Annotated in this window: 30 protein-coding genes and 1 pseudogene; 6 read left to right on the top strand and 25 right to left on the bottom strand. The window is 66.5% G+C overall.

Annotation, left to right across the window (positions count from 1 at the left end; translation table 11 throughout):
• The 20 genes from NX1_RS13215 to NX1_RS13305 all read right to left on the bottom strand — a co-directional run bounded on the left by NX1_RS13215 (position 1) and on the right by NX1_RS13305 (position 13,494).
• Positions 1–1,272: a site-specific integrase gene (locus NX1_RS13215; protein WP_068058138.1), complete on the bottom strand. Its 1,272-nt coding sequence runs from the start codon at positions 1,270–1,272 to the stop codon at positions 1–3.
• On the bottom strand, positions 1,272–1,496 hold the full coding sequence (locus tag NX1_RS13220; protein ID WP_068058140.1) for a helix-turn-helix transcriptional regulator: 225 nt from the start codon (positions 1,494–1,496) through the stop codon (positions 1,272–1,274). The genes NX1_RS13215 and NX1_RS13220 overlap by 1 nt, the downstream gene beginning before the upstream one ends.
• On the bottom strand, positions 1,493–1,843 hold the full coding sequence (locus NX1_RS13225; RefSeq protein WP_245668478.1) for an ASCH domain-containing protein: 351 nt from the start codon (positions 1,841–1,843) through the stop codon (positions 1,493–1,495). The genes NX1_RS13220 and NX1_RS13225 overlap by 4 nt, the downstream gene beginning before the upstream one ends.
• A gap of 49 nt (positions 1,844–1,892) precedes the next feature.
• Positions 1,893–3,326 (bottom strand): DNA cytosine methyltransferase, encoded by a 1,434-nt coding sequence (locus NX1_RS13230; RefSeq protein WP_068058144.1) that lies wholly within the window; start codon positions 3,324–3,326, stop codon positions 1,893–1,895.
• 28 nt (positions 3,327–3,354) lie between these two features.
• A complete protein-coding gene (locus tag NX1_RS13235) occupies positions 3,355–4,242 on the bottom strand; it encodes a DUF2637 domain-containing protein (RefSeq protein ID WP_084501382.1) in 888 nt (295 codons plus the stop codon).
• Between the two features lie 102 nt (positions 4,243–4,344).
• Positions 4,345–4,752: a hypothetical protein gene (locus NX1_RS13240; protein WP_068058148.1), complete on the bottom strand. Its 408-nt coding sequence runs from the start codon at positions 4,750–4,752 to the stop codon at positions 4,345–4,347.
• A 25-nt stretch (positions 4,753–4,777) separates the two neighbouring features.
• Positions 4,778–5,824, bottom strand: a complete 1,047-nt coding sequence (locus NX1_RS13245; protein WP_068058150.1) for a toprim domain-containing protein — start codon at positions 5,822–5,824, stop codon at positions 4,778–4,780.
• 1 nt (position 5,825) lies between these two features.
• Positions 5,826–6,182 carry a hypothetical protein gene (locus NX1_RS13250; RefSeq protein ID WP_068058152.1) on the bottom strand — a complete coding sequence of 119 codons (357 nt, stop codon included), beginning with the start codon at positions 6,180–6,182 and terminating at the stop codon, positions 5,826–5,828.
• Positions 6,183–6,185: 3 nt separating this feature from the next.
• Complete coding sequence (locus NX1_RS13255) at positions 6,186–7,376, bottom strand: hypothetical protein (protein WP_068058154.1); 1,191 nt, start codon at positions 7,374–7,376, stop codon at positions 6,186–6,188.
• Between the two features lie 2 nt (positions 7,377–7,378).
• Entirely contained in the window at positions 7,379–7,858 is a 480-nt protein-coding gene (locus NX1_RS13260) for a hypothetical protein (RefSeq protein ID WP_068058156.1), read from the bottom strand.
• A gap of 52 nt (positions 7,859–7,910) precedes the next feature.
• On the bottom strand, positions 7,911–8,525 hold the full coding sequence (locus tag NX1_RS13265; protein ID WP_068058158.1) for a hypothetical protein: 615 nt from the start codon (positions 8,523–8,525) through the stop codon (positions 7,911–7,913).
• Positions 8,526–8,552: 27 nt separating this feature from the next.
• On the bottom strand, positions 8,553–10,535 hold the full coding sequence (locus NX1_RS13270; RefSeq protein ID WP_068058160.1) for a type IV secretory system conjugative DNA transfer family protein: 1,983 nt from the start codon (positions 10,533–10,535) through the stop codon (positions 8,553–8,555).
• On the bottom strand, positions 10,532–11,566 hold the full coding sequence (locus NX1_RS13275; RefSeq protein ID WP_068058162.1) for a hypothetical protein: 1,035 nt from the start codon (positions 11,564–11,566) through the stop codon (positions 10,532–10,534). Before NX1_RS13275 ends, NX1_RS13270 begins: the two co-directional genes overlap by 4 nt.
• A complete protein-coding gene (locus NX1_RS13280) occupies positions 11,563–11,970 on the bottom strand; it encodes a hypothetical protein (protein ID WP_068058164.1) in 408 nt (135 codons plus the stop codon). The genes NX1_RS13275 and NX1_RS13280 overlap by 4 nt, the downstream gene beginning before the upstream one ends.
• Positions 11,967–12,224 (bottom strand): hypothetical protein, encoded by a 258-nt coding sequence (locus NX1_RS13285; RefSeq protein WP_068058165.1) that lies wholly within the window; start codon positions 12,222–12,224, stop codon positions 11,967–11,969. Before NX1_RS13285 ends, NX1_RS13280 begins: the two co-directional genes overlap by 4 nt.
• Positions 12,224–12,562 carry a hypothetical protein gene (locus tag NX1_RS13290; RefSeq protein WP_068058167.1) on the bottom strand — a complete coding sequence of 113 codons (339 nt, stop codon included), beginning with the start codon at positions 12,560–12,562 and terminating at the stop codon, positions 12,224–12,226. The genes NX1_RS13285 and NX1_RS13290 overlap by 1 nt, the downstream gene beginning before the upstream one ends.
• Positions 12,562–12,933 carry a hypothetical protein gene (locus NX1_RS13295; RefSeq protein WP_157119712.1) on the bottom strand — a complete coding sequence of 124 codons (372 nt, stop codon included), beginning with the start codon at positions 12,931–12,933 and terminating at the stop codon, positions 12,562–12,564. The genes NX1_RS13290 and NX1_RS13295 overlap by 1 nt, the downstream gene beginning before the upstream one ends.
• Positions 12,930–13,079, bottom strand: coding sequence for a hypothetical protein (locus NX1_RS36205; protein ID WP_157119713.1), 150 nt, complete (start codon positions 13,077–13,079; stop codon positions 12,930–12,932). Before NX1_RS36205 ends, NX1_RS13295 begins: the two co-directional genes overlap by 4 nt.
• The gene (locus tag NX1_RS13300) at positions 13,079–13,288 is read right to left on the bottom strand and encodes a hypothetical protein (RefSeq protein WP_068058170.1); all 210 of its coding nucleotides are present in this window, start codon (positions 13,286–13,288) and stop codon (positions 13,079–13,081) included. The genes NX1_RS36205 and NX1_RS13300 overlap by 1 nt, the downstream gene beginning before the upstream one ends.
• Positions 13,285–13,494, bottom strand: a complete 210-nt coding sequence (locus NX1_RS13305; RefSeq protein WP_068058172.1) for a helix-turn-helix domain-containing protein — start codon at positions 13,492–13,494, stop codon at positions 13,285–13,287. The genes NX1_RS13300 and NX1_RS13305 overlap by 4 nt, the downstream gene beginning before the upstream one ends.
• Positions 13,495–13,639: 145 nt before the next feature.
• Between NX1_RS13305 and NX1_RS13310 the strand changes: the two genes are divergently transcribed.
• Both NX1_RS13310 and NX1_RS13315 read left to right on the top strand, forming a co-directional pair.
• Entirely contained in the window at positions 13,640–14,398 is a 759-nt protein-coding gene (locus tag NX1_RS13310; RefSeq protein ID WP_068058174.1) for an XRE family transcriptional regulator, read from the top strand.
• The gene (locus NX1_RS13315; protein ID WP_068058177.1) at positions 14,385–14,855 is read left to right on the top strand and encodes an NUDIX hydrolase; all 471 of its coding nucleotides are present in this window, start codon (positions 14,385–14,387) and stop codon (positions 14,853–14,855) included. The genes NX1_RS13310 and NX1_RS13315 overlap by 14 nt, the downstream gene beginning before the upstream one ends.
• On the opposite strand, the gene NX1_RS35350 is transcribed toward NX1_RS13315, so the two are convergent.
• The gene (locus NX1_RS35350) at positions 14,848–15,387 is read right to left on the bottom strand and encodes an HD domain-containing protein (protein ID WP_084501383.1); all 540 of its coding nucleotides are present in this window, start codon (positions 15,385–15,387) and stop codon (positions 14,848–14,850) included. The genes NX1_RS13315 and NX1_RS35350 overlap by 8 nt on opposite strands.
• A 925-nt stretch (positions 15,388–16,312) precedes the next feature.
• On the opposite strand from NX1_RS35350, the gene NX1_RS13325 reads away from it, so the two are divergent.
• On the top strand, positions 16,313–17,035 hold the full coding sequence (locus tag NX1_RS13325; protein ID WP_157119714.1) for a DUF6082 family protein: 723 nt from the start codon (positions 16,313–16,315) through the stop codon (positions 17,033–17,035).
• A 252-nt stretch (positions 17,036–17,287) separates the two neighbouring features.
• Positions 17,288–18,619 (top strand): hypothetical protein, encoded by a 1,332-nt coding sequence (locus tag NX1_RS36210; RefSeq protein WP_157119715.1) that lies wholly within the window; start codon positions 17,288–17,290, stop codon positions 18,617–18,619.
• A 390-nt stretch (positions 18,620–19,009) separates the two neighbouring features.
• Here NX1_RS36210 and NX1_RS13330 read toward each other — a convergent pair whose 3' ends face one another.
• The 4 genes from NX1_RS13330 to NX1_RS13345 form a co-directional block, all read right to left on the bottom strand.
• Entirely contained in the window at positions 19,010–19,207 is a 198-nt protein-coding gene (locus tag NX1_RS13330; protein ID WP_068058181.1) for a hypothetical protein, read from the bottom strand.
• Positions 19,204–19,587 carry a site-specific integrase gene (locus tag NX1_RS13335; protein ID WP_157119716.1) on the bottom strand — a complete coding sequence of 128 codons (384 nt, stop codon included), beginning with the start codon at positions 19,585–19,587 and terminating at the stop codon, positions 19,204–19,206. The genes NX1_RS13330 and NX1_RS13335 overlap by 4 nt, the downstream gene beginning before the upstream one ends.
• Positions 19,575–19,847 (bottom strand): hypothetical protein, encoded by a 273-nt coding sequence (locus tag NX1_RS13340; protein ID WP_068058185.1) that lies wholly within the window; start codon positions 19,845–19,847, stop codon positions 19,575–19,577. The genes NX1_RS13335 and NX1_RS13340 overlap by 13 nt, the downstream gene beginning before the upstream one ends.
• A 142-nt stretch (positions 19,848–19,989) precedes the next feature.
• The gene (locus tag NX1_RS13345; protein WP_084501384.1) at positions 19,990–21,105 is read right to left on the bottom strand and encodes a YihY/virulence factor BrkB family protein; all 1,116 of its coding nucleotides are present in this window, start codon (positions 21,103–21,105) and stop codon (positions 19,990–19,992) included.
• A gap of 502 nt (positions 21,106–21,607) precedes the next feature.
• Between NX1_RS13345 and NX1_RS37960 the strand changes: the two are divergent.
• Positions 21,608–21,831 (top strand): annotated as a pseudogene (locus NX1_RS37960) (IS21 family transposase); the annotation flags it as partial.
• Positions 21,832–22,034: 203 nt separating this feature from the next.
• Positions 22,035–22,300, top strand: a 266-nt coding sequence (locus NX1_RS37415) for a hypothetical protein (protein WP_218024118.1), incomplete at its 3' end; no start/stop codon positions are given.

Raw genomic sequence — 22,300 nt, forward strand, 5'->3', positions numbered from 1 at the left:
TTATCGGATCGCCCGGAGACTTGGGGCCAATTTGGGGCCATCCGCCCCGCTGAGGTGCTGGGAGAGCCTCTCGCCGTCCTCACGGAGCGCATCCATGTCCGGGTGGAGATAGCGCTGGGTGATGCGCGGATCGACGTGGCCGGCGATGCGCTGCAACCGGTGCAGCGGCACCCCGGAGTCGGCGAACCAGGTCAGTCCGGTGTGCCGGAGGTCGTGTCGCCGCAGGTGCTCGTAACCCAACTCGGTCACGACCTCATCCCAGTGCGTCGCGTCCCGCAGCACGCCGGTCGCGATCCGCCCGCCGCGCGGTCCGACGAACAACCGCGCGGCCCGCCACTCCGACCTCCGTTCCTCGTCGGTGGCATCTCGTCGGGCAGGGTCAAAGTCCAACCTAAGGCGGGCGGCGTTCAATCGCCGCAGGATCAGCGGCCGGATTTCCTCGATGAGCGGTATCGTCCGCGCCCGCTTTCCTTTGGTGCCCTTGTCCTTCAAGCCGCCAGGGCCGGGCGTTGTCTGGCGCCGCAACCTCCACACCCAGCCATCGGTGTCGACATCGCCTACGCGGCAACCAGATACCTCACCGATGCGGGTCGCCGTGCACGCGGCAAACACCACCACATCACCCCAACCCTGATACTCACCCGCCGACGCGGCAACCAATGCGGCCGAGAGGCGTTGCAGCGTTTCCCAGTCCGGCAGAGCAAGCGCCCGCGGGTCGTCGAGCTCGTCCTCGAACCTGTCGAACTGGCTCTGCCACTTGACGACTTTCACGACGTTGCGGGAGATGACCTCATCGCGCACCGCCTGGTCGAGCACCCGCGCCAGCGCGGCCAAGGTGTTCTTGATCGTGGAAACGCCATGTCCGTCCTCGATCCACCTGGTGACGGCCCGATCGGCCAAACCGTTGGTGATCATCGTGACTGGCAGATGCCCCAGCGTCGGCACGATGCGGCGGCGCCAGCCCGCTCGGTACGGATCGAGTGTCTTGGGCTCGACACCACGCATCGCGGTGTTCCAGTGCGCTTCGCCGTACTCCTTCAGCGTCGCCGTCGCCGTCTTCGGGTCGACGCCGCGGGCAGCGGCACGCTCGATGCGATCGAGCCACTCGCGGGCTTCTTCTTCGGAGTCGAACGACTCGGACTTCGACTCTCGCCGCTTGGTGGCGGGATCGGTCCACCGGACTCGCGCCCGGTAACGACCAGCTTTGCCTCGTTGCTCGACGTAGCCGCGAACTTCCACACCGAGCGGCACGGGATTGATAGGTGCGCTCATCACGCTGCCGTCGGATCGATGCGGTGACGCTGGAGGTAGGCGATCACGTCGGCACCGCAGTAGCGGGTCACCCGGTCGGACAGCTGCACGAACGGCGGCCCCTGCGGCGGGCTCGCCGTCCGCCACCGGCGCAGACTCGACGCGTCTACCCGCAGCACCGCGGCAACTTCGTCAGTGGTGTACCACCCGGCTTCGCGCAGCTCACGAACCTGCTCGTCGCTCATCGCAGCGCCTCTCTTCCGCTTGCGCCCTCATCCACGTAGCGCCATTCGATGCGCGTGACGATGGTGTCGGGCCGGCATCCGCGATGAGTCGCGCAGAAGAATGCGATGAATTCCGCGGCGTCCATCTTGGAAAACCCTTCGGCGGCCAGGTCTTCGGTAGTGATCGCGGACAGCGGTTCGCGGCGGGTCGATACGACTTCGACGGCGGCGATGCGGACGAGAGGGTCGCCGGGCCGACGGCCCATGACCTTGCGGCACAGGGTGAGAGGGTCGCCGGGCCGGAGCATGGTCCATCCGGTTCGGCGGGTGACGGTCTTAGTCCTGGCCCGGACCTGGTCTTCGGTCAAGGAGACCGACATCAAGCGAGGCATCGGGGGTCTGCTCCTTTCGTTGTGGTTAGGCGACGACGCCAATTTGGCGGTCGAGGGCTTCGGCGACGGCGGCGACGAGGTCGCGGGCGGCGGGTGGAGTGACGGCGTTTCCGGCGAGGCGGACTTGTTCGCGGCGGTTGCCGAGCATGAGGTAGTCGCGGTGGAAAGCCATGGCCTGTTTGGTCTCGTAGGGTTCGAGCATGCGGAACTCGCAGTCCTCGATCTGGGGTGCGGGAACGGTGAGGCCGTGGTGATTGCCCGCAGCGGCGATGGTGTCGAGGGGCTCGCTGGTCGATTTCGCGGTGTTGTGGTTGCGCAGGGGCACGACCATGGCCCATCGGTCGCGGGTGGTCATGGTGCCGTGCGGCTCGGCGGCGGTGCGGGGTGTGCCTTTGCCGTAGTACGGCACGAGTACGGCGGTCTCGGAGCGCGTGGTCATCGTCCGGACGGGCGCGGTGACCGATTGAGCGGTCTTGCCATCGCGGCCTTCGACCGGCACCAGGAGGGCATCGGTCTCCCGCGTGGTGCGAGTGGGAATAGGCTCGTCGACCGAAACTCCTGCGGTGCGCCACGTTCCGCCCGCCGGGACAAGGCACGCGACGCCAGCGAACTTCGCCAGCCCGGCCTCGATCCGAGCGATCGTCTTGGCGGCCAGTGGTTTCGACCGGTCGCCGATCCGCTGCCCGCGCAGGTTCCAGTCGATAATCGCCGACGCCGGTACCCAGTCCGGTTCGATCACAGTGTTGCGGCAGCGGATCGACGGGCACCGCCACACGTATTGAGCGCGGTATCGGCCCCACCGCAGGGTGGGGTTCTTCCACGCCTGCACCGCGGACACCGTCCGATCGCAGGTAGGGCACCATGCGGTGGGCCGGGTCCATCGGTCGAGGTCGGGGGCGCGGTCGCCGTGCCGCCAGAACACCACATACATGCGGTCGCGGGACTGCGGGGCCGGGTCGCCGGCGGCGTGGGCGTGCATCGAATTCAGGTAGACGATGCGGTGGGCGTAGCCGAGGGCGGTCATCGCAGTCAGCCAGGCGGGGAACAGCACCCAGCGGGCGGCGTCGACGACGTTCTCCACGAGCACGGCGCGGTAGCGGTGGTGTTCGGTGAAACGGACGACGTCCCACATGGTCGCCCGGGAGCGTTCGGCGGCTTCGTTGGGCAGGACGTCGCCGAACAGGTCCGGGGTGGCGTCGATGTTGCGGCGACGGCCGCGGGCCACGGAGTGGTTGGTGCATTCCGGACTGGCCCACAGCAGATCGGTGTGTGGGTAACGGCGGGGGTCGACCTGGGACAAGTCGGCGCAGTCGTGGTCGGTGCTCGGGTGGTTGCTGTTGTGGGTTTCCACGGCCAGCGGCCAGTGGTTGGCCGCGAGGCGGACCACAACGCCGGGAACCTGGATCGCGCCGGAGCTGGAACCGCCAGCGCCGCAGAACAGGTCGGTCATGGTGAGCATGGTTAGTCCTTCGCTATCTCGAAGTTGGTCAGTGGCTGCCGGTGATGAGGCGCAGTCCGGCGTCAGCGTTGGAGTCGGTGTCGTTGGTGCGGTGGCGGGCGAGGATCTTGGCGACGGTGGCGTGGTGCAGGCCGACAGCGGCACCGATTTCGCGGGTCGAGTGCCCGGCGTCGGCGAGGGCGAGGATGCGGGTGTCGCGGTCGACCGGTGCCGCGCTGTCGCCTGCTGTCGCCGTGTCGGCGGGGACTGTCGCTTGGCTGTCGCCTGCTGTCGCGTCGCTGTCGCTTCCCGTCGCCTGGGCGTCGCCCTGTGTCGTCGAGCTATCGGCGTTCGTCTTCGGAAGGGTGTTGACTGGTTCGGTCGGCTTCGTCGGCGTCGGTTCGGTGTGGCGGGGTACTTCGAGCAGGGCGGTCAGGCCGTGGGTGGCGGCGAGTCCGGCGACGGGCGCGGCGCCGGCGACGCAGGCGGCGATGGTGGCGGGCAGGATGCGCTCGCCGGATTCGGCTGCGTGCAGGCCATTTCCGATGATGGAGACTAGTTCGGCGAACAGCAGTTGGGTCCAGAAGAACGCGGTGGTCGTGGTGGGGACGGTGACGCCGGTCTTGCGGCGGCGTTGCAGCGAGACCAGCGCGACGGTGGATTGGATGATCGCGCCGTCGACGAACACGGGGCCGATCCAGGCGAGTTTCGGGGTGATTCCGGCCATGTCCGATAGATCGGACAGCGCTGCGAACGACCAGGCGAACGCTCCGGCGCCGATGACGATCGTCATCAGCAGGGCGGTGATTTCGGCGGGGTCGAACCGGCGAGGCGACACCGCCGTCGCCCCGCTGTCGTCCGGTGTCGCCGGTCGAGCGGGATGTGTCGCACAGTTGTCGCCTGCTGTCGTCGTGGGCGACGCGGGTGTCGCGGGCATCGGATGGTCCTCTCCAATCGGGCCGGTCGAATCGGGTGTCCCTGAGACCGGGGACCACCTGTTGGTGGCGGTGTCCCCGGCCGTGTCGGGTGGGTGGTGGCGCTACTGGCCGCGGTTGGTGTGGTGTGCGGGGGTGTAGCTGGCGGTGAACACTCGGGCCTTCGGGTAGTCCGGGTCGGGTCCGGTGAAAGTGACCGACAGGGTCGCGCCGGTCTCGAACTCGGCGTCTCCGGCGGCTTCGAGGGCTTGGCCGATGGCCTGTTCCATGCGCCAGGACACGAACAGCAGCCGCGGCCCGGCCGGGGTGTGGACGGTGATGACGAGTTGGGTTACGGGCTGGCCGTTCTCGTCGAGCTCGACCTCGTCGGGGGCGCCGCCGAACTTGAGCTTGGGCTCCTCGGCGATGGCGGTGATGTGGCCGGTGACGGTGGTGCCGGGCCGGGTGTTCTTGCCGAACGCGGCCGGGGGTCGGGCGGCGCGACGGAACCGGTTGGTGAGCGTGCTGGTCATTGGACTGTCTCCTTCGTGTTGTGGTTCAACGGGTTCGGGTGCGGTCGGGGCGGCGAAAGGACCGCTCCTGCTGGTGGTGTGGGGTGAGCTGGCGGTAGTGGCGGTCCAGGAATGGGACCGGTTCCAGGTCGGCCAGGTCGTATCCGGCGTCGAAGTGGTCGGCGAGGTCCTTGCCACCGCGGGCCTGGACGACGCGGACCTCGCCGACACGACCGGCCAGGGAGGCGGCGACCTTGTCGGCGTGCCGGTAGCCGGGCTGATCGCGGTCGGCGACCACGACCACCCGGCCTGCGCCGCGCAACCATTTGGCGTGGTCGGGGGTCCATTTCCCGGCGCCCATGGCGTTGCAGGTCGCGATCAGTCCGGCCTGGTTCGCCCGCTGCACGTCCTTTTCCCCCTCGACCACATAGATTTCGCGGCCGGTGTCGAGGGCTTCGCGGATGTCGGCCAGGCGCCACGGCAGCGGGGCGAAACCGCCCTTCTCCCAATCGGTTCCGGTCCAGCGGGCCTGCCAGAAGCTTTTGGCGTGCCCGTTCTCGTGCGGGGTGTGCACCCGGTGGACGGCGCCCTCGATGCGGCCGTTGGGCCAGCGGTAGATGTAGGAGTCCACCGTTTGCGGGCGGCCGGTCTGCGCGCCCAGTTCACGACGGGCGGGGATCGGGAACCGGGCACCCAGGATCGCCCGCTCGACCGGTGAGGCGACCTGGCCAGGTACCCGTCCAGCGGGGCGGGCGGGGCGCCCGCCGGCGCTGTGCTGGCGGGCGAATCCCTGGTTGGCGCGTTCGGGCAGGCGGTCGAACATGTCCCGCACCCGCAACCCGATCCGGGTCAGGACCTGCTCGTCGTCGCAACGGGAGAAGCAGCGCACGATGGTCTTGGCCTGCTTCGGGTCGTACCGCACGCCCAGGCTCGGGGTGTGCGGGCGACCGTCGCCCTCGTGCACCGGGCAGAGGTACCGCTGCCAGGACTCCGGGACTCCGTTGCCCTTGCCGGGACCGTACCCGCCGCGCTCGAGCGCGGTGATGATCGTCTCCCAGCTGCGACCGGATGGGTGGTGCGTGTGCGGGTCCATGTCAACGCTCCCGCGCGATCGGTGACCGGGCGGGCCGGTCGTGACCGGTCAGGGCGCGGGCCTGCTCCTGGCTGCGCCGCTCGATGTCGGTCAGCCCGTAGCCGGGGCCGTTGTGATCGGCGTCGGCCAGCATCCGCTGCATCGTCTTCGGCGCCTGCCGCCAGTCCTCGTGCGCGTCGGACAGATACGCCCAGTGCTCGGCGTGCGGACCGTTGCGCCACCGCTTCTCGATCTCGACGCGCTGAGCGTCGATGCGGTCGATGTCGGCATCGGTGATGCCGTCGGCGAACATCTGCCGACCGAGCGCGTCGTGCTCGGTGTAGTCGGCGCGCATGGCCTCTTCGTGCTCGCGTTCCATGGGTTATCGGCTCCTCTCGATTCCGTTGCGGCCGTGCCCGTTTCGTGCCGTGCCGTTGACAGCGCGGTCGACAGCCTCGCGGGGCCAGGGCTGGGTGGGCTCGCCCTCGGATCTCTGCGGCCGGTCGGCGCTGGGGGTGTCAGGCGGCTGGTCGCCGACGTGGGGCTCCCGTTCCCGCCTGCCGTTCTTGGTGGCGTCGGCGCTGGCGGCTGCCCGTCGTTCGGGACTGCCGTAGCGGTCCTGCTCGGGGGTGCGTTCGGCCAGCTTGGTGACCGCTTGGTCGCGCTGGCGCTTGTAGCGGTCGCGTTCGGCGACCACCCTCGACAGCTCGTCCAGTGTCGGCGTCGTCCCGCGAGCGGGACGCTGGTCGATCTCGGCGGCGAGCTTGAGGTTGCGGTTCTTCAACCGCTCTTCGCGGGCCGCGGCTTCGGCGAGCTTGCCGCGCAACCCATCCCGGTCGGCGGTGACCGCATCCAGGCCGCGCTGCAACACCGCGATCTTGCGTTCCAACTCGGCCAGCCGGTCCGCACTCGGCGACGACGCCTCGCTGGCCTGCCGGGTGGTCTGCGGCTGGCGGTCACGCTCGGCTCGGTCCGGGCGGCCCTTGTCGATGCGGTTGCCGGTCTCCACCTGCCGCTGGGTCACATCGGTGTACGGTGCCCGCACACTGCCACGGTCGATGCCGAGTTCGCGGGCGGTGCGGGCGACCTGGGCCCGATACCGCAGCGCGTCAACACCTTTGATGCGGTCAGCGCGGTGGAACAGCCGTCCGGGCTCGAACGCGGGGTAGGTGGTGGCGGCATCGATCCCGTCGAGGGCGATACCTCGCTCGACCAAGGTCAACCGACCGTTGGTGATGACGCGACCGCGCAGCTCGTCGGCGTGCTCGGCCAGCGCGCGGGAATCGCGGGCGCGGCGGAGGTGGTCGACGCTCGGGTCGTTCGCCCGCTCGGTGACCGCCAGCGAGTGGGCGCGGTAACGGTCGACCATCGACTGCGTCCAAGTCAGCTGGTGGGCGCGGTCGACGTCCTGGCGATACAGCTCCTTGCGCCACGCCTGCTTGATCTGCTTGCGCGCCCGGCGCCGCTCTAGCCAGTTCGCCGCGTGGGCGTGCTGGGCGAGCATGATCTGCATCGCGTGCATGAACTTGCGTCCCTCAGCGGCAATCTCGTCTTCGACACTGCGGTCGGACATAGTCAGTCCTCCTCTCCGAGGGCGGCGCCCTCGTCACTGGTTGTGGTGTTGCGGTAGATGTGGGACAGCCAGCCCGCGGCGCGGTCGAGTCCGAGAGCGCTCCAGTCGTGGCCGTTTGCGGCCGTACGCAGTTCCGTTGCGGCCTGGTGCATTCCGGCCTGGATCTGGTCGGGGCTGCCGTCGGGGTCGTCGTGGCCGAAGTGGTCGGTGTAGGTGGAGGCGTCGCCCATGCTGATGGCGTAGTGGGCGAGGCGGTGCAGGACGTCGTCGGCGCGGCGGTCGGCGTCGCTGAGCAGACCGACGATGGTGTAGGCGTTGGCGGGGTCGGCCAGCAGGTCGCGGAGGCCGTCGATGGTGGCGTGTCCGAGGTAGCGCCACAGTTCGGCGATCGCGGCGGCCGCGGCGATGGCGGTGTCGGCGCTGTGCGGGCCGTCGATGGGGAATGTCCGGTTGATCAAGTCGATTCCGGTTTGGGTGGACACGGGGGCTGCTCCTTTCTGGTGGAGGTTTCGGGGGTTGGTTTCGGTTCCTTTCTCAGTGGGCGGTGCGGGTGGTTTCGCTGCGCTGGCGGGCGGTGTCGATCCGTCCGACGACCGCGCGAGCGGTGCGGACTGTGCCGCCGATCACGGCGGCGATCGTGCGGGCGAGCAGCGAGATCGCGGAGGCGGCGACCTGCGCCAGCGGGGGCCGGTAGGCGGCGTTCCACGCCAGGAACGCCACCCATCCCGCGGCGTAGGCCGCGAGCGGTGCGGCCACCACGCCCGGCTGCCCGTTCGCCAGCGCGGCGGCGGCCAGGACCACAACCAGGGACCCCGGCAACGTGGTCCGCACCCAGCGCGGCACCCGTCGGCGCGGAGGAGCGGTCACGGTGACGGTCGGTCGCAGGGCGGGCGGCAGGTGCTCGTCCTCGACCGGCACCGCCGGGTCGGGGTTCTTGACCAGCCGCAACCGCGGCGCCGGACGCTGCGGCTGCGGCTCCGCCACGGCGGCCGAGGCGGTGTCGCTTTCGGGGTGGTAGGGGCTGGCCGCGGCGTGTTCGGCGAGGAAGTCCTCGGCCTCGTCGATGAGCAGTTCGACGGCCTGCTCGACCTGGTCCTTCTCGTTGGGGTCGTCGTCGGGGTCGTTGTCGAAGTTGCGAGCGATACGCATCGGAGATCTCCGTTTCGTGAGAGTGGTTCAGGCGGCGGCGGTTTCACCGGTGGTGACCGGCGCGTTGGCGGAGCTGGAGCGGGAAAGTCGGGTGCCGGGCAGCGGCCGCAGCTGGGTGCGGTCGACGGGCACGACGCGCCCGTAGTAGGCGTGTCCGGCCTTGGCGTAGACGACTTCGCCGGTGGCGAGCTGGCGGACGCGGTCGGGGTCGACCAGCCATTCCTCGCCGTAGCTGATCTGGCCTTCGTCGCCGTGGCGCTGGCCTTTGATCAGGTGCCGGGATGGCAGCGCTCTGCGGATGGACCCGAAGTGCTTGCACAGGTCTCCGGCGTTCTCGCAGTAGCCGAGGATCACCCCGCCGGCGCACGCCTTCAGCAACCGGTTCAGCGACCATTGATCTCGCGCCAGCCCTTCCGGGGATTGGGCGGCGAAGGTGACCGAAACGCCTTGGGAGCGTCCACGTTCGGCGACCTGCTCCAATCCGAGCGAGCCTCGCGCGGTCGCGACGGCGGAGGCTTCGTCGATGTAGAGCGACACCGACCGACGGTCCGCGGCGGCGGTGCGGCCCGCACGCTGTATGACCATGCGGATGATCGCGGCGACCTGCGCACGCCCGGCGTCGGCGTCCATGCCGGGCACGGTCACGAACAGCACGTCCAGCTCGTCGAGGTCGCGGCCGCCGTCGAACACCATCTGTCCGTCGTGGTCTCGCAGCTGGTCGAACAGGTTCGACATCTTGATCAGCGCGTCGTCAAGCTGCGGCACCTTCTCCGCCTGCAAGGCCGCGACCTGCCGCACCACATCAGGCGCCCCACCCCAGGCGTCGACCAAAGTCTGCTCGGTCAGCCGGGCCATGAACTCCGCCGAGCTGCGAGGCGGCCCGGCCGGGGCGTCGACCACGAGGGAGACGATGCGTTTGCGCATCTCGTCGAAGTGCTGTCCCTCCGAGGTGCTTGCTTCCCCGGCGACCATCAGGTCGGTCAGGACCGCGCGCAGGTCGCGGGCGGGCATGTCCCACACGTTGAGTCGGTCCCCGCCGGGCACGACCATGCCGATCCGGTCCCGGTCGATGCCCAGCGCGAGCGCGTCGTCGCGGATCGTCTCACCCAGGGCCAGGTCGTCTTTACCGCCCTTGCAGGAGATCAGCACCAGCTGCGGGCGCGGGTACTTGGCGCGCATGCCGGGCACGTCGCGCCAGCGGTGCCAGGCCCGCCACTCGCTGCTCAGCACCGCCAGCGCGTCACGCTCCAACAGCGTGGTCTTGCCCGCGCCGGTGGTGGCGACGATCGCGCGGTGCCGACGAACATCGGAATGCGGAACCGTCAGCCACTGCATGTGCCGGGCGATCAGGGAGCGCCACATGCCCAGCGGCGCGGCGCAGACGTGCTCGGCGAGCACACCGAGAACGATGGAATCGCCTTCGGCGTAAGGGGCGCCGGCCTTCGCGGTGCGCGCTGCCGCACGGGCACGGCGCTGAGCCATGGCCGCTTTCACCCGCTCGGTGCGGGCGAGCGACTTCTGACCCACTGAGGCGTTCTTGATCAGGAAGTTCGCCCACCAGCAGGTCGCCAGTAGCATGCCCGCGGGCAAGGTGACCGCCAGCATCGGCGCAAGCCCAGACCAATCGCCCTCAATGAGGGTTTCGGCCCCGGACCACAGCAGCGACAGCGGAGTGGTCCACGAACCGCCTGCGGCCACCGAGCACGCCGGAAGCGCCAACGCGGCGAGTGCGAAGTTCCGCAATCGGCCTGGATCGAGCGGCCACGCGGCAGCGACCGCGACGGTCATGATTAGGATCGCGATGGTCGCGACCGCGATCACCGCGGACGTTCCCGCGGCGTCGACCAGCCCGGAGGCGTCCGGCAGCTTCCATTCGGTGACCGGCGGCGGGGCGGGCAGCTCCGGGAAGCCGGGCGGCGGTTCCGGCGAGATCGTGATCGCGGGCGACGCGGGTTGCGGTGTGGCGGTGGGACCGCAGTCGGTTGGGGTGAGGATGGGAGTGCAGCTCATGATGCTTTCCTGGTGACGTGCAGCCCGCGACGTGCGGTCTGGGCGGCTTTCTTCGCGTTGAGTCCGGCCAGGAATTCCGTCCATTGGTCGTCGAAGTCCTGGACCACCAAATCCATGTCCAGCGAGACGAATTCGGCCGGAAGCCGATCGGCTGCGGCGTGGACGCCGTCGATCACCGCGGCAGATCGGCAGAGGTAGAGCACGCCCAGGCACGGGTCGGGCTCGGCGTCGCGCGCCGCGCGGATCGCACCGCGCAGCGCGAGATCCATGGCCTCGCGGGTCTTGCGGGTGAGTTCGACCTCGACGGCCCACCACTGGCGGCCGTCTCGTGTGTGGCGCAGGAACCGACCGTCGTGCACGTGCGGGCGACCGGCCAGTGGTGCGCGTCCGGTGCTGACCACGCCGTCCCGGACTGCCTGCTCGGCGTCGTGGCGCAACCGGCGCTCGGAGATCCAGCGGGCCGGGTCCGAGCCGACCAGCATGATCCGCGCCTGCGCGACCGCCCGGTAGTGATTGGCGTACATCAGCGGCGGCGTCCAATCCTTTGGCCGCCACCCCAGATACCGCGCTGCGGTATCCCGTGTCGGCACAACCCATTTCGCGCCCGGCTGCACCTGCTGCAACGGCCGCACGAGCTTGGCCCTTTCCAGCTCGGCGACCAGCACGTAAGTGTGGTTGCGGCCGGTGTCGAGGAAGTGGGCGAGCACGTCGATCTGCATCCCGTGCATCTCCACCAGCGCCGCCACCGCCGCGGTCTTGCGCCCGGTCAGCGACGCCCGTTTCGGCTCGCGCAGCATGTCCTGCACGGTGGTGCGGGGAAGGCCGACGATCTGGCCGATCTCCGCGTGGCTGTGCCCGCTGGCGCGCAGCGCGGCGGCCTCACCGAGAACGGCTTCGACCTTGCGCGCCGAGATCTCCAGCGTGCGAGCGATCTCCCGGTAGGACATCCCCGTACGGCGCAGCCCGTCCACCAGCTGCGGCCGGTGCTGCAACTCCAGCTCGGCGTAGCGGGCCTTCGTGTTGTGGTTCACCTGCTTCGCTCCCTTCCCTGGCCTCGACCCGCGCTCGGCTGGCCGCGCTCGACGCGGCGGACTGCCAGATCGCGGCGGGCCTGCTCGATCAGCTCGCGCATATCGGTCGCGTCGATCCCGCGGCGCTCGGTCGCATCCGCCGACCGCGTCCAGCGCGCGATCCGCAGCGCCTCCAACTGGGCCGCCGAAGACTCGCGCTTCGGCACCGCGGTCTCGGCGTCGTACAGGTACGCCTGCAACGGACCTCGACGCGCCGGCCCACGAACCTGGCCCTCGTACTCACCGCCTGGCCGCAGACCCTCACTCGCCAACTGACGACGGGTCCGCAAATGCTGCGGCGCCATCCGCCACGGCCACGTCGGCAAGCCGAACTTCTTGCCTTCCGGGTCCAGAAACCTGCTCATCGGGATCGCTCGATCCGCCGCCGTTCGTCCAGATCGGCACGAAACTGCGCGAGAGCGGCGCTGGCTTCCGCACGCACCTGCTCCTGCGCGGCCTTGATGGCGTCGAGTTTCGCCAGCTCGGTGTACGCACCCGCGAAGTCCTTGCGTTCCATCGACGCCCACGCCGAGTCGTTGATGTCCGACAGCAGGTCCTCGACAGTGGCCAGGCGCTTGTACTCCGCCCAGCTCCTCCGCTCGGCGCTCATGTCAGCCATCAGCGCACCTCCTGCGGCAGGTGCTCGCGCGGAATGCACGAACCCGGACGTTCAGCGGGCACACCGGAATCCGCAGACCGGCACACGTTCTGCGACGGCGTGTAGTCCTGGTAGTCGACCCACGCGATCGAGCACCCCACCATCGAGACTGCCAACAGGAGCCCCAGCACCGCGGCCTGCGCGGTCAACGGCAACGCCTTCAACGGCGCGTACACCGACCACGGCGACGTGAACTCCGGCCCTGCAAGCGAATCCAGCGTGTGATGACCGACGTGGCGGTCCCCTCGCGTCACCGCGTACCCCGCCGGAAGACGTTCCGGCAACTGCTCCCGCCGCATCATCGCGACCGCCTCCGGTCCGGGCGATCCCGCTCAACCGGCTCGGGCTCCGGGCGCGGGTACTCGCGCACCTTTACCGCCGACTCCCGCGCCGCGCGCAGAAATGACAAAGGAGCGTCCATGTACGTCTCGTGCACGTACCCGAGGCGGTTCGCTGTCGAGTTGACGTTGACGCTGCCGAACTCCTCCGGCGACGAGTACTCGTGCTTTCCGGGCTTGTCGTAGCGGCCCTCGTCGGCGTGCGACTGCAACGCCTGGTAGCGGGCCTGCAACGCGATCGTCCGCTGCCGCAACAACTCCTGGGCACAGATGATGTCGGCCAACTCGTCGGCCAACTCAGCCGGGTCGTAGAACGGTTCGGGCGCGTTCATCGCCGCACCCCCCACCGCCGCGAGGACCGCCACAGCGCCACCGCGCCGAACAGCATCACCGTGAACCCGATCAGCTCCGGCGCGGCCAACACGAGGTAGCCGACTGCCACCGCTGCCACGGCCAGGAAGAACGTCCGGGGCCGCATCACTGGTCACCGACCTTGCGCCCGTTTCGACCGCGCAGACGACGCGCGTTGTGCGCTCGACGCGCATGCGCCGCGCGGTATGCGCGCTCCTCCGGGCTCAGCAGCCCGTCGGGGTCGACCAAGCGGTCGAACTTGCTCTGCATCGCGTCGCGGGTTTTGACCTGGTCCGACGTCCGTGCCCGCAACGTCCTTTTGACCGGGATGCTCACGCCGCACCGCCTTCAAAAACACTCGCCGGCTGGATCAGCGACAACAGCTCGTCCCGCTCGACGCGGAGCAGCCTGCCGTTCACGCGGTACGCCGCGATGTCGCCTGCGGCGATCCAGTTCCGGATCGTCTTCGCGTCCACGTCGACCAACGCAGCCGCGGTCTTCAGGCTGATGAGGTTCCGCGCCTCCGCTGTGGCCTTCTCCATGGGTCTCGCCTCCCTTCGAATGTGGGAAATTCCTTGCAATTGCCCACTTTTCGAGAAATCCGGCTGCACGAGCACCGCATAGGTGGACTTCGACAGACGTCTGCTGTAACTTTGAAGTCGTCCCTAGTCGTCCCTGGAGGAAGACATGGCGAACGAACGCCTTCGCGACGCACTGCTCCGCAACGGTCTCGATATCCCGCAGGTAGCCGAAACCGTTGGCGTAGAGCCGAAAACGGTCGAGCGGTGGATCACCCAGGGCCGCACGCCCTATCCGCGCCATCGCCATGCACTCGCGGCCATGGTCCGCGAGACGGAGAACTACCTGTGGCCGGATGCCCTTGCCCCGGACCGCAAGGTCGAGGTCGCGGAATCAGAGGTGCTCAAGGTCTATCCGCACCGAAGCGTCATTCCGTCAGAGCTGTGGCGTCGGCTCTTGGCGTCCGCCACCGAGCGACTCGACATCCTTGTGCTCGCGGGTCTATTCCTCGCGGAGGAACCTGAGTTCGCTCGAACCGTACGCATGAAGACGCGAGAAGGGCTCAAGGTTCGATTGCTGTTCGGTCGTCCGGAGGCGCCGGAAGCCGACAAACGTAGCGCCGAGGAACGGCTCGCCGCGGGCACCGTGTCCTCGCGTATCAACAACGCGCTGGCGCTCGTAGAGCCGCTCGCGAGCCTCGACGGCGTGGACCTGCGTTACCACGACACGACTCTGTATAACTCGATCTTCCGGTTCGACGACGAGATGATCGTCAACGCACACGTGTACGGAATGCCCGGCGCGCATGCGCCGGCACTTCACCTTCGCCAGCTGCCAGCAGGCGACCTCTTCGAGACGTATATGACGAGTTTCGAGCACGTATGGTCGAAAGCAGCGGCGAAAGGTGGTGATCATGGGGCGAACTGACTATCTGAACGATCCGACAGCTCCGAGTGCCAACAGCATCAAAGTCGCCGTGAGCGCCGTCGTCCTTGACGCGCGCGGTCGAATCCTGATGATTCACCGCACGGACAATAACCTGTACTCCATCCCGGGCGGGGGACTGGAAGCAGGCGAGACAGTGACCGACGCCGTGGTGCGTGAGGTCAAAGAGGAGACAGGGATCGACATTCGGGTGACGACTCTCGTGGGGATATTCTCGAACCCCGATCACGTCATCGCCTACGACGACGGTGAGGTCCGCCAGGAGTTCTCAATCTGCTTCCGCGCCGAACCAATCGGCGGCGAGCTCCGCACCAGTTCGGAATCGAAACGCGTCGAATGGGTCGAGCCCGACGCAATACCGGCCCTCGATGTCCACCCCTCGATCCAGCTGCGCATCGATCGCGGCCTCGAGCCGAGCACCGATCCATACTTCACCTGAGCGGTACGTTTGCGGCGGCTTCAGTCCTTGCCGCTGCGTCGAGCAGCTGAGGCGCCGCCTCGGCCACCGATGCCGAAACGACGTGGTCAGGCCCATAGCGCTGTTGGACCTCTGCAATTCGGGTCCGAATGTCCGTCGGGTCTCCTGTCGGCGTTGTGGTCATGTCAGCCCACCACAGTGCATCTCGAAGCAGGGTGCGCTCGTCCGGCCACCGGATGGTGAGTTGTCGACGTTGCGCCTCCACGCGCGCGCAGGAGTGATTCGCCACCAGGGCGCAGAGCCGGGCCGGCGCGTCCTGGGTCTCGAGATAGTCGGCACCATCAACCGGGTGGAATCCCGTCCGTGCGAGTGCTGGGCAATAGCCGACATCGTGCAGCCAGGCCGCCGCGAGCAACATTTGAGGGTCGTCGACGACGTCGCAGACAAGCTCAGCGCGGCGTACGACGCCTTCGACGTGACGTAGCCGCTGCGGCAGGTCGCGAAGATTCGCGCGTGCGATCCGCTCAGCCCATGCGACTAGCTCGTCGGTCATACGGCTACGGTATCCGCCGTTCTCGCGGCGAAACCAGGCAGCCCGCATTCTCCAAGCTGGTCGCTGGACGACCGCGGCAATGCCCCCCTGTATTCGCGCGGTCGTCGGTCACCGCACCGCCGACACCCTTCTTTGTGGTCCCTGAACGCGGACGGCACCGCACCGCCTCGGCGGACTGGCACGCTCCGTACGGCGTGCTCGACCGCGCTGCGTTGCCTAGATCAACCACCCGATCAGTCGCGTACGCGACCGCAGCCGCCCACCTGACTTGACCACTATGCCGAGTACGTCGTGAACGCAACGGGCGCTCCTCAGCGCAAGCACCCTGCCAAGCCAGCCCTCCCCTTTGTGGTCCCCTCTTGTGGTCTTCTCTCTCTCATCCCCTCTCATCCTTCCTTCCCCTCTTGTTTGGTGATGACCCTCCCCGCTCGGCTTCCCAACTCTCTTCGATCAGCGAAGCCGGAGAGAGTTGGGAAGCCGAGCGGGGAGGGGCAGCGCCAAACACCCCAGCGCAGCTGGGTTTCGCTCGTTGTTGTCGGGACTGTGCCGGGACCTAGTAGGTCCCGGCACAGTCCCGGCCTTATCCCGGCGTTATCCCGGCAGAGTCCAGCAACCCCGCTGACCAGCAGGGCGCAATAGTGCATCCCTTGGAGCGCTGGCAGTGTGCCCGGTCACCGGCCTTGGTCCCGTTCGAAGTTCGAGCAGCCGACGATGACACCCCGTCCCGCTGCATGTTCGTCGGCGCACGTCAGAATCATGCGATAGCCTGAGGATTCGACATGCCATAGCAACTGCACGTCGGTGTTCGAGGGGGGGCATTCGAATGAGCACCAGTTCACGTCAAGTCCGGCTGGACCGGGCTATCGGTTGGTTCAGTCACCGTGTCACTCGACGTGTCGTCTTGGGTGCGGTCATCGTCGCCAGCATGGCTGCCGTCCTCTTGTCTCCGTTCTTGCTTCTGCTGCTGCCGACAGAGAACAGCGTGAACTGGGCACGGCTACGCGAAGTCAGCCAAACCTACGGTGCAACATCAGCGATCGTGTCAGCACTCGCGCTATGCGGGGTTTCGGCTTCCTTGTTCATCCAGGCCCGACAGTTCAAGGCGGGCCGATTCGAGACGGTTCGCCGCTACCACCTGGATTTGACCCGCATCGCGATGGACGAGCCGAAGACCTTCGCGCCGTGCATCGGCGAACGCTTTGATCCGCATGGAGATCAGGGACGTCAATTCTATTACACCGCTTCGTGGATGCGGTACGGCCTAATGGGGTATGAGTCTGGCGTCATCGGTGAGCAGAGTCTCCGGACAGACTTGCTCCATGCTGTATTTCGTAGCGAGATCGGACGAGACTACTGGGCGAAAACGTCGGCGCTTTGGGGGCAAAACAAGTCGGGCTATAACCGCCGGACACGCGAATTCAAACGAATCGTCGAGGAGGAGTACCAACGAGCCGTGGCGTCCGGTCCCGCACCGATCACCTGGGCTGACCTCCGCGCTCCACAGCAGACACCCATCGCCCCTGACCTGTCCAGTTCCCGCCGTCGGACAAGGTGGTTGGCGGCTGGCCGCGTCGCGCTCGCCGTCGGCTCAGCCGTCGCACTCGGTGTGGCAGTCTCTAAGGTGAACTACGACCGTTTCGACCGATGATAGGCCCGGAACCTCCCTACCTCACAGGTAGGAGCAACCTTCAGCCGCTTGGGCCTGGACTGCGGCGGCCTGCATTGTGATCCCGTGCCCTCACACCTCAAGAGCGGACGGGTCCACCCGTTCGTGATCACCTTGTGAATCGCCTGGCGGCGGACTCGTCCGTATCCGGCCACAGATGTTATCACTTTGGAAGCACCCACTAGCAGGGCAAAATGAGTATCGAAACTGCCCTAGTTTTCGTACAATCGCTGCGTGCACGATAATAGAGAACTCATCCAGGAGATCTGGGAAACGTATATGCGATTTGTCTATACGATTGAGCTATCCCTGGAATGGGTGAACTCACCACTATTCGCCAGCGATCGACAAGATTACAAATTCCATTCCGAGGTCAGGAAATATCTCGACGCGGAGCAAAACGATGAACTGGATGGCTACTTGGAAGAAATCGTGTCAGCACTTCGAGAGGTTGCCGAAAAGCCGGAGAGTGGAATCTCAAAGAAAAAGTCGAGAGTGATTCAGTTTTCAAAGAGCGATGCAGCGCGGGCCGCTCTTTTGATTACCCAGACAGTAACGGTTGGGACTACGCGACCGAAGAGTCAAGCTTATATGCTTTCGGCTGCCATCGTATCCATATACTCCTCGTTTGAGACCTTCGCGGGCACACTTCTAGAAACTCTCTACTTCAGACGGCCGAAGGCGATCTCGGGAAATCCATCGATATCTTTGAACGAAATAGTCAACCTATCTGATCGCAGATCGATAATAAAGAGGATAGCGAGCCGTCAAGCTGAGAGTGAGCTGCAGGAGCCGATTACGGCCTGGCTTGAGAAGTTGACTCGACACAGCGGTATCTCGCTGCCTCGCAAGCGATGGGACTGGCACGATCCGTGGCGTCACATATGCGCCCTCTCGGCCATCAGAAACTGCGTAGTTCATTCGGGTGGCAGAGTCGACCGGAAGCTTGTCGACCGTATGTCAGAGATCGGTCAGAAGTCAGCTGTAAAATCCGAAGGAGATTTAATTGAGCTAAGCGAGGAGGATATCCGTAGAGGCATTGAATCCTGCCTGGACGCGGCTACGCGTCTGTGCATAGGGTTATCGGTCAATCAAACCACCTCGGAACCATGGAGTATTGATTCCCATGTCGAATCAACTACAGAGTCGAAAGTACTGCACTGGATTGCTACCTTGCAGTGGGACTTAATTGATCGGAAGCAATACGGAATTGCCCGCATGATAGGGTCATGCCGACCGCCATTGAGCGACGAATTTGTCCGCGACGTTGATGTTGCAACGTGGTCATCTTTAGCACTGGAAGGAATAGATTACTCGCTGGATGGACTGGAGGCCCTGCAGTGGAACCACAGAGCGTCTCACCTTCATAAATATGCATTGCTGAATCGATGCGATGAGCTTAATGGTGCCATTGTGCAGGCAATTGCAGAGGGCCACATATCCAAGATAGACTTGCTATTTGCGCCGGAATATATTCTGATCAGGAAATGCCTCGGCGGCAGGTTGGAGGATCTCCGTCAGGGATGGGAGATAAACGCTCAGCAGGAAGGCGCGGGTGCCGTCTAAATGTTGGCTGATGCGCGGTAACCGCCGCGCTTCCACCGGTTCGTCGTCGCCCTACCTGGGGGCATCGAAGGCAGGTTCTAGAGCGGTCCTGAGACCCATAGACCCCCACGTCTCGCCCGCTGCTGCCGATAGCAAAGCCCCTCACGCGATCGGGGCCAATTTGGGGCCACACGTTATGAGCGGCCTTGCACGTTAAGCACTTTGGAGGCCTCATTGCCGGATATACAGGGCGAATGACGTGCGCAAACGCTAGCCCAGCATAGCTGGGGGTCAAGTGGTCGCAGGTTCAAATCCTGTCAGCCCGACAATGAAAACCCCTTCCGACCTGCATCGGAAGGGGTTTCTCGTTCTCGGCCAGACGTTGGGATTCGAGCGTTTCTCACAGGAATCTCACGTTTTCGGCATCTCGCGACCCCGTGCCCAGCGTTCGAGGACCTCCCGGTTGTCGGGCACCGTCTCGGGGATGTCGATGTAGTGAGTCTTGGCCACCTCCCGGGTGTTGCCCAGCTGGCGCGCGGCACGCTCGGGGTCGTCATAGGCGTGATCGACCGCGGTCGCCACGCCCTTGCGGAAGGTTCGCGGAGTCACCCAGGCGAAGGTGGTCTTCCCCCGCGCCGCCCGCCAAGTGCGCCCGAAGTTGTTCGGGTTGCGCACCGAGCCGTTGCGCGCGAGGAACAACAACCCATCGGGTTGGGCCGTGCGGTGACCTTGAGGTCTTTGATCGCCTCCCGGACCGCCTCGACGGTGTGCTCGGGCAGCAGGATGCGCCGCCAACCGTTGGTGGTCTTGGGAGCTGGTTTGCGTACCCACCTTCCGGACCCCTCGCCTTTGACCTCGACGAGGGTGCCGGTGACATCGAGGTAGGGATCGCTGGCGTCGAGATCGATGTCGTCGAGATCGATGTCGTCGAGCAGCAGCGCGAACACCTCGTGCGGACGCATTCCGGTCCCGGTGATCACTTCGACCACCCACACCACCGTCCAGTCCCGCGCTGGCCCGCTGGTGTAGGCGGGGTGCCGGGGATGGCTTCCCCGCGCGCCCACGCACGCACCTGTGCCCGGAACGCCGGGAGCGCGCTGTGGTCTTGCACCTTGCCTCGCGGCGTGGCGCGGCGACGGGTGAATCCGCTGACCCCGTCGATCGGGTTGGTATCGATCACCCCGTGGCGGACCGCGATCTGCATCATGGCGCGCAGGATGATCTTGTGCTGCTTGGTTTTGCGTCGCAATCCCAGCGAGACGAGGTGTTCGAGGTGGCGGTCGAACTCACCAGCGGTGGCCTCATCGCCGTCGCTGGCTGTCTTTCGTTTCGGCGAAAGGGCGTATGTCGCCGCCGACCTGCGGCCTGTCGTCTGGGGGCGCTGGTTGAACTCATCGATCCCGAGGAGCAGCCGATGTGCGCGCGGATTCGGCGGCTCGGACCGCTTCCTTGTCCGCGTCGTCGAGTTTGCGCGTGTCGCGTGGGACGGCGAAGGGCTGCAGTTCTTCGGGAAGCCCCTGGGCGATGGCTTTGGCGTGGTCGAGTTCGGCGTTGATCTCGGCTCCGAGCAGCAGCGCGATATTGGTCAGCCAAAGCCAGATCAGGAAGATCACCACCCCGGCAAGCGAGCCGTAGGTCTTGTCGTAGGAGGAGAAGTTGACGATGTAGACGGAGAACAGTGCCGAGATGACCAGCCAGATGAGGACGGCGATCACCCCGCCGGGGCTGATCCACTTGATGCCGCCTTGGCGGGCGTTCGGGCTGGCCCAAAACAGGATGGCCAGTAGCGCCGACACGAGGACGAACAGCACCGGCCATTTGGCGATGTTCCAGATGGTCACTGTGGTGGCACCCAGGCCGAGGAAGTCGCCGATCTGCTGGGCGACCGGCCCGCTCGCCACCACGATGGTGGCGCTGGCGACGAGCAGGAGCATCGAGACGATCGTGACGCCGAGCCGGATGGGTGTGGTCTTCCAGATCGGCCGGCCCTCGCCGATGCCGTAGACGACATTGGAGGCGCGCATGAAAGCCGCCACGTACCCTGACGCAGACCAGAGCGCGACGGCGAGACCGAGGATCGCGCCCCAGCCTGCGCCGTGTTTCTCGGTCTGCGCTTGGTCGACGAGGGTGCGCACGAAATCCGCGCTCGAACCGGGCGCGATTTGCTGGGCCTGGTCGACGAGTTCGGCGGCGGCGTTCGGGCCGAGCAGGCCGAGCAGGGAGACCAGGACGATCAGGCCGGGCACGATCGACAACACCGCGTAATAGGTGAGGGCGGCGGCCAGATCGGTGAGGTTGTCGCGCTGGAACTCTTTGCCCGCGCGCTTGACCACCGCGAGCAGGGAGGGTTTCGACAGGTCGGTCGGGCTATCGAGCTCGTCGGGGTCCAAATCCGGCCGGGCTCCGGTATCGGTCGCATCGACCGGCGGCCCGAGGTGATCACGGGTATCCGCCGTGGCGGCTCGCTGGTCCTCGTGCCGTTTCCCTTCACCGTGGTCTGTCGTCATAGGCTTGCCTCGCTCACACACGTCCGTCTCGGTTTCACACCGGTCGCCGGAACCCCATCGAACGAGTGGTGCCCGAAGCGGCGTTGCTGAAACAGCTCAGCCCGGCTTTCGCGGGCTGCTTCGGGGTCGACGTCGTCGGATGTCCAGAACAGTGGAGTCCGCAGCCGCGGCCCGTCCAGCTCGAGCTCGGAGAGCTGGTGGCGCCGCTCGAGGTAAGGGCGGTCCATCACCGACCGGCCGTCGAGGCCGGGCATCATCCTCACATTGCCCGGACGGCTGCGGGCCGCCAGCGCGCAGCGCCGTCACCCATGCCTCGAGGTCGTCGCGGAACTTCGGTGGCACTTGGTAGAGCACGTCGGTCACGGCTCGTTGGACCCGCCGGTTGAGCGGTGGCGCGACTGTCGATCTGACGAAGGTGTCGCACAGGGGCGGTGGGCGCTTCGAAGGCCGGATGCGCAGCTCGGTGGCCAAGTGGCCGAGGAAGACCACCGCGCGGGACTGAAAGGTGACTGCGGCCGCCGCGGAATTCGCGGGGACTTTCGCGCCCAGGATTCAGCTAGCGCCGCCGCAGGATCTGGAATACAAGGGCATGGTCGAGCGGATGAACGGTTCTTCGAGACCGCGTTCCTTCCGGGCCGAACCTTCGCCGGCCCAGCAGATTTCAACATCCAACTCACCGACTGGCCGGCGCGGGCGAATGAGAGGACCGTCCGCTCGATCGGAGGCCCCGGCCGATCATGCCGAGTCATGGCCGACAGAGCCTCCTCCTCGGCGACTAACCAGGACTTGTTGCGTCGCAGAGGGATGGGGTGTCTAGCCGATGGTTAACCGCAGGTGTCCGAACGGTGGTTCGGATCGCGCACGGCCGGACGTATCCGCTCCCTCGTGGTTAGGTGTCCGCCAGGAGAGGCTGAACGGGTAGGAGTGGGATGTCGTCGGGTGGGCCTGGTTTCGATCAGACCGAGTGGTCTGGGTTGTTGAAGGGTGCGCAGGACGGCCGGTTGAAGTTGAATGTGGATGCGGGGGCGTTGCGGAAGCTTGTGGATGCGTGTCAGGCGTTTGTGGCCGATATTTTGGGGCTGATCGAGTCGTCGGGGCGGGATTTCGCGGTGCTCGAGTGGGTGTATGACAACAAGAGGGATGGGTCGCATGGTTTGGCTCGGCCGACTGTGACGACGTTGAAGAGTATGGGTTT

It is taken from the genome of Nocardia xishanensis NBRC 101358 (assembly GCF_001613365.1).
GTDB lineage: Bacteria > Actinomycetota > Actinomycetes > Mycobacteriales > Mycobacteriaceae > Nocardia > Nocardia xishanensis.

Bases quoted from the DNA above. Each gene is read 5' to 3' on its own strand.
- NX1_RS13215 (WP_068058138.1), bottom strand. From the start codon at position 1,272: ATGAGCGCACCTATCAATCCCGTGCCGCTCGGTGTGGAAGTTCGCGGC.
- NX1_RS13220 (WP_068058140.1), bottom strand. From the start codon at position 1,496: ATGAGCGACGAGCAGGTTCGTGAGCTGCGCGAAGCCGGGTGGTACACC.
- NX1_RS13230 (WP_068058144.1), bottom strand. From the start codon at position 3,326: ATGCTCACCATGACCGACCTGTTCTGCGGCGCTGGCGGTTCCAGCTCC.
- NX1_RS13235 (WP_084501382.1), bottom strand. From the start codon at position 4,242: ATGCCCGCGACACCCGCGTCGCCCACGACGACAGCAGGCGACAACTGT.
- NX1_RS13240 (WP_068058148.1), bottom strand. From the start codon at position 4,752: ATGACCAGCACGCTCACCAACCGGTTCCGTCGCGCCGCCCGACCCCCG.
- NX1_RS13245 (WP_068058150.1), bottom strand. From the start codon at position 5,824: ATGGACCCGCACACGCACCACCCATCCGGTCGCAGCTGGGAGACGATC.
- NX1_RS13250 (WP_068058152.1), bottom strand. From the start codon at position 6,182: ATGGAACGCGAGCACGAAGAGGCCATGCGCGCCGACTACACCGAGCAC.
- NX1_RS13255 (WP_068058154.1), bottom strand. From the start codon at position 7,376: ATGTCCGACCGCAGTGTCGAAGACGAGATTGCCGCTGAGGGACGCAAG.
- NX1_RS13265 (WP_068058158.1), bottom strand. From the start codon at position 8,525: ATGCGTATCGCTCGCAACTTCGACAACGACCCCGACGACGACCCCAAC.
- NX1_RS13270 (WP_068058160.1), bottom strand. From the start codon at position 10,535: ATGAGCTGCACTCCCATCCTCACCCCAACCGACTGCGGTCCCACCGCC.
- NX1_RS13280 (WP_068058164.1), bottom strand. From the start codon at position 11,970: ATGAGCAGGTTTCTGGACCCGGAAGGCAAGAAGTTCGGCTTGCCGACG.
- NX1_RS13285 (WP_068058165.1), bottom strand. From the start codon at position 12,224: ATGGCTGACATGAGCGCCGAGCGGAGGAGCTGGGCGGAGTACAAGCGC.
- NX1_RS13290 (WP_068058167.1), bottom strand. From the start codon at position 12,562: ATGCGGCGGGAGCAGTTGCCGGAACGTCTTCCGGCGGGGTACGCGGTG.
- NX1_RS13295 (WP_157119712.1), bottom strand. From the start codon at position 12,933: ATGAACGCGCCCGAACCGTTCTACGACCCGGCTGAGTTGGCCGACGAG.
- NX1_RS36205 (WP_157119713.1), bottom strand. From the start codon at position 13,079: ATGCGGCCCCGGACGTTCTTCCTGGCCGTGGCAGCGGTGGCAGTCGGC.
- NX1_RS13305 (WP_068058172.1), bottom strand. From the start codon at position 13,494: ATGGAGAAGGCCACAGCGGAGGCGCGGAACCTCATCAGCCTGAAGACC.
- NX1_RS13310 (WP_068058174.1), top strand. From the start codon at position 13,640: ATGGCGAACGAACGCCTTCGCGACGCACTGCTCCGCAACGGTCTCGAT.
- NX1_RS13315 (WP_068058177.1), top strand. From the start codon at position 14,385: ATGGGGCGAACTGACTATCTGAACGATCCGACAGCTCCGAGTGCCAAC.
- NX1_RS35350 (WP_084501383.1), bottom strand. From the start codon at position 15,387: ATGACCGACGAGCTAGTCGCATGGGCTGAGCGGATCGCACGCGCGAAT.
- NX1_RS13325 (WP_157119714.1), top strand. From the start codon at position 16,313: ATGGCTGCCGTCCTCTTGTCTCCGTTCTTGCTTCTGCTGCTGCCGACA.
- NX1_RS13345 (WP_084501384.1), bottom strand. From the start codon at position 21,105: ATGACGACAGACCACGGTGAAGGGAAACGGCACGAGGACCAGCGAGCC.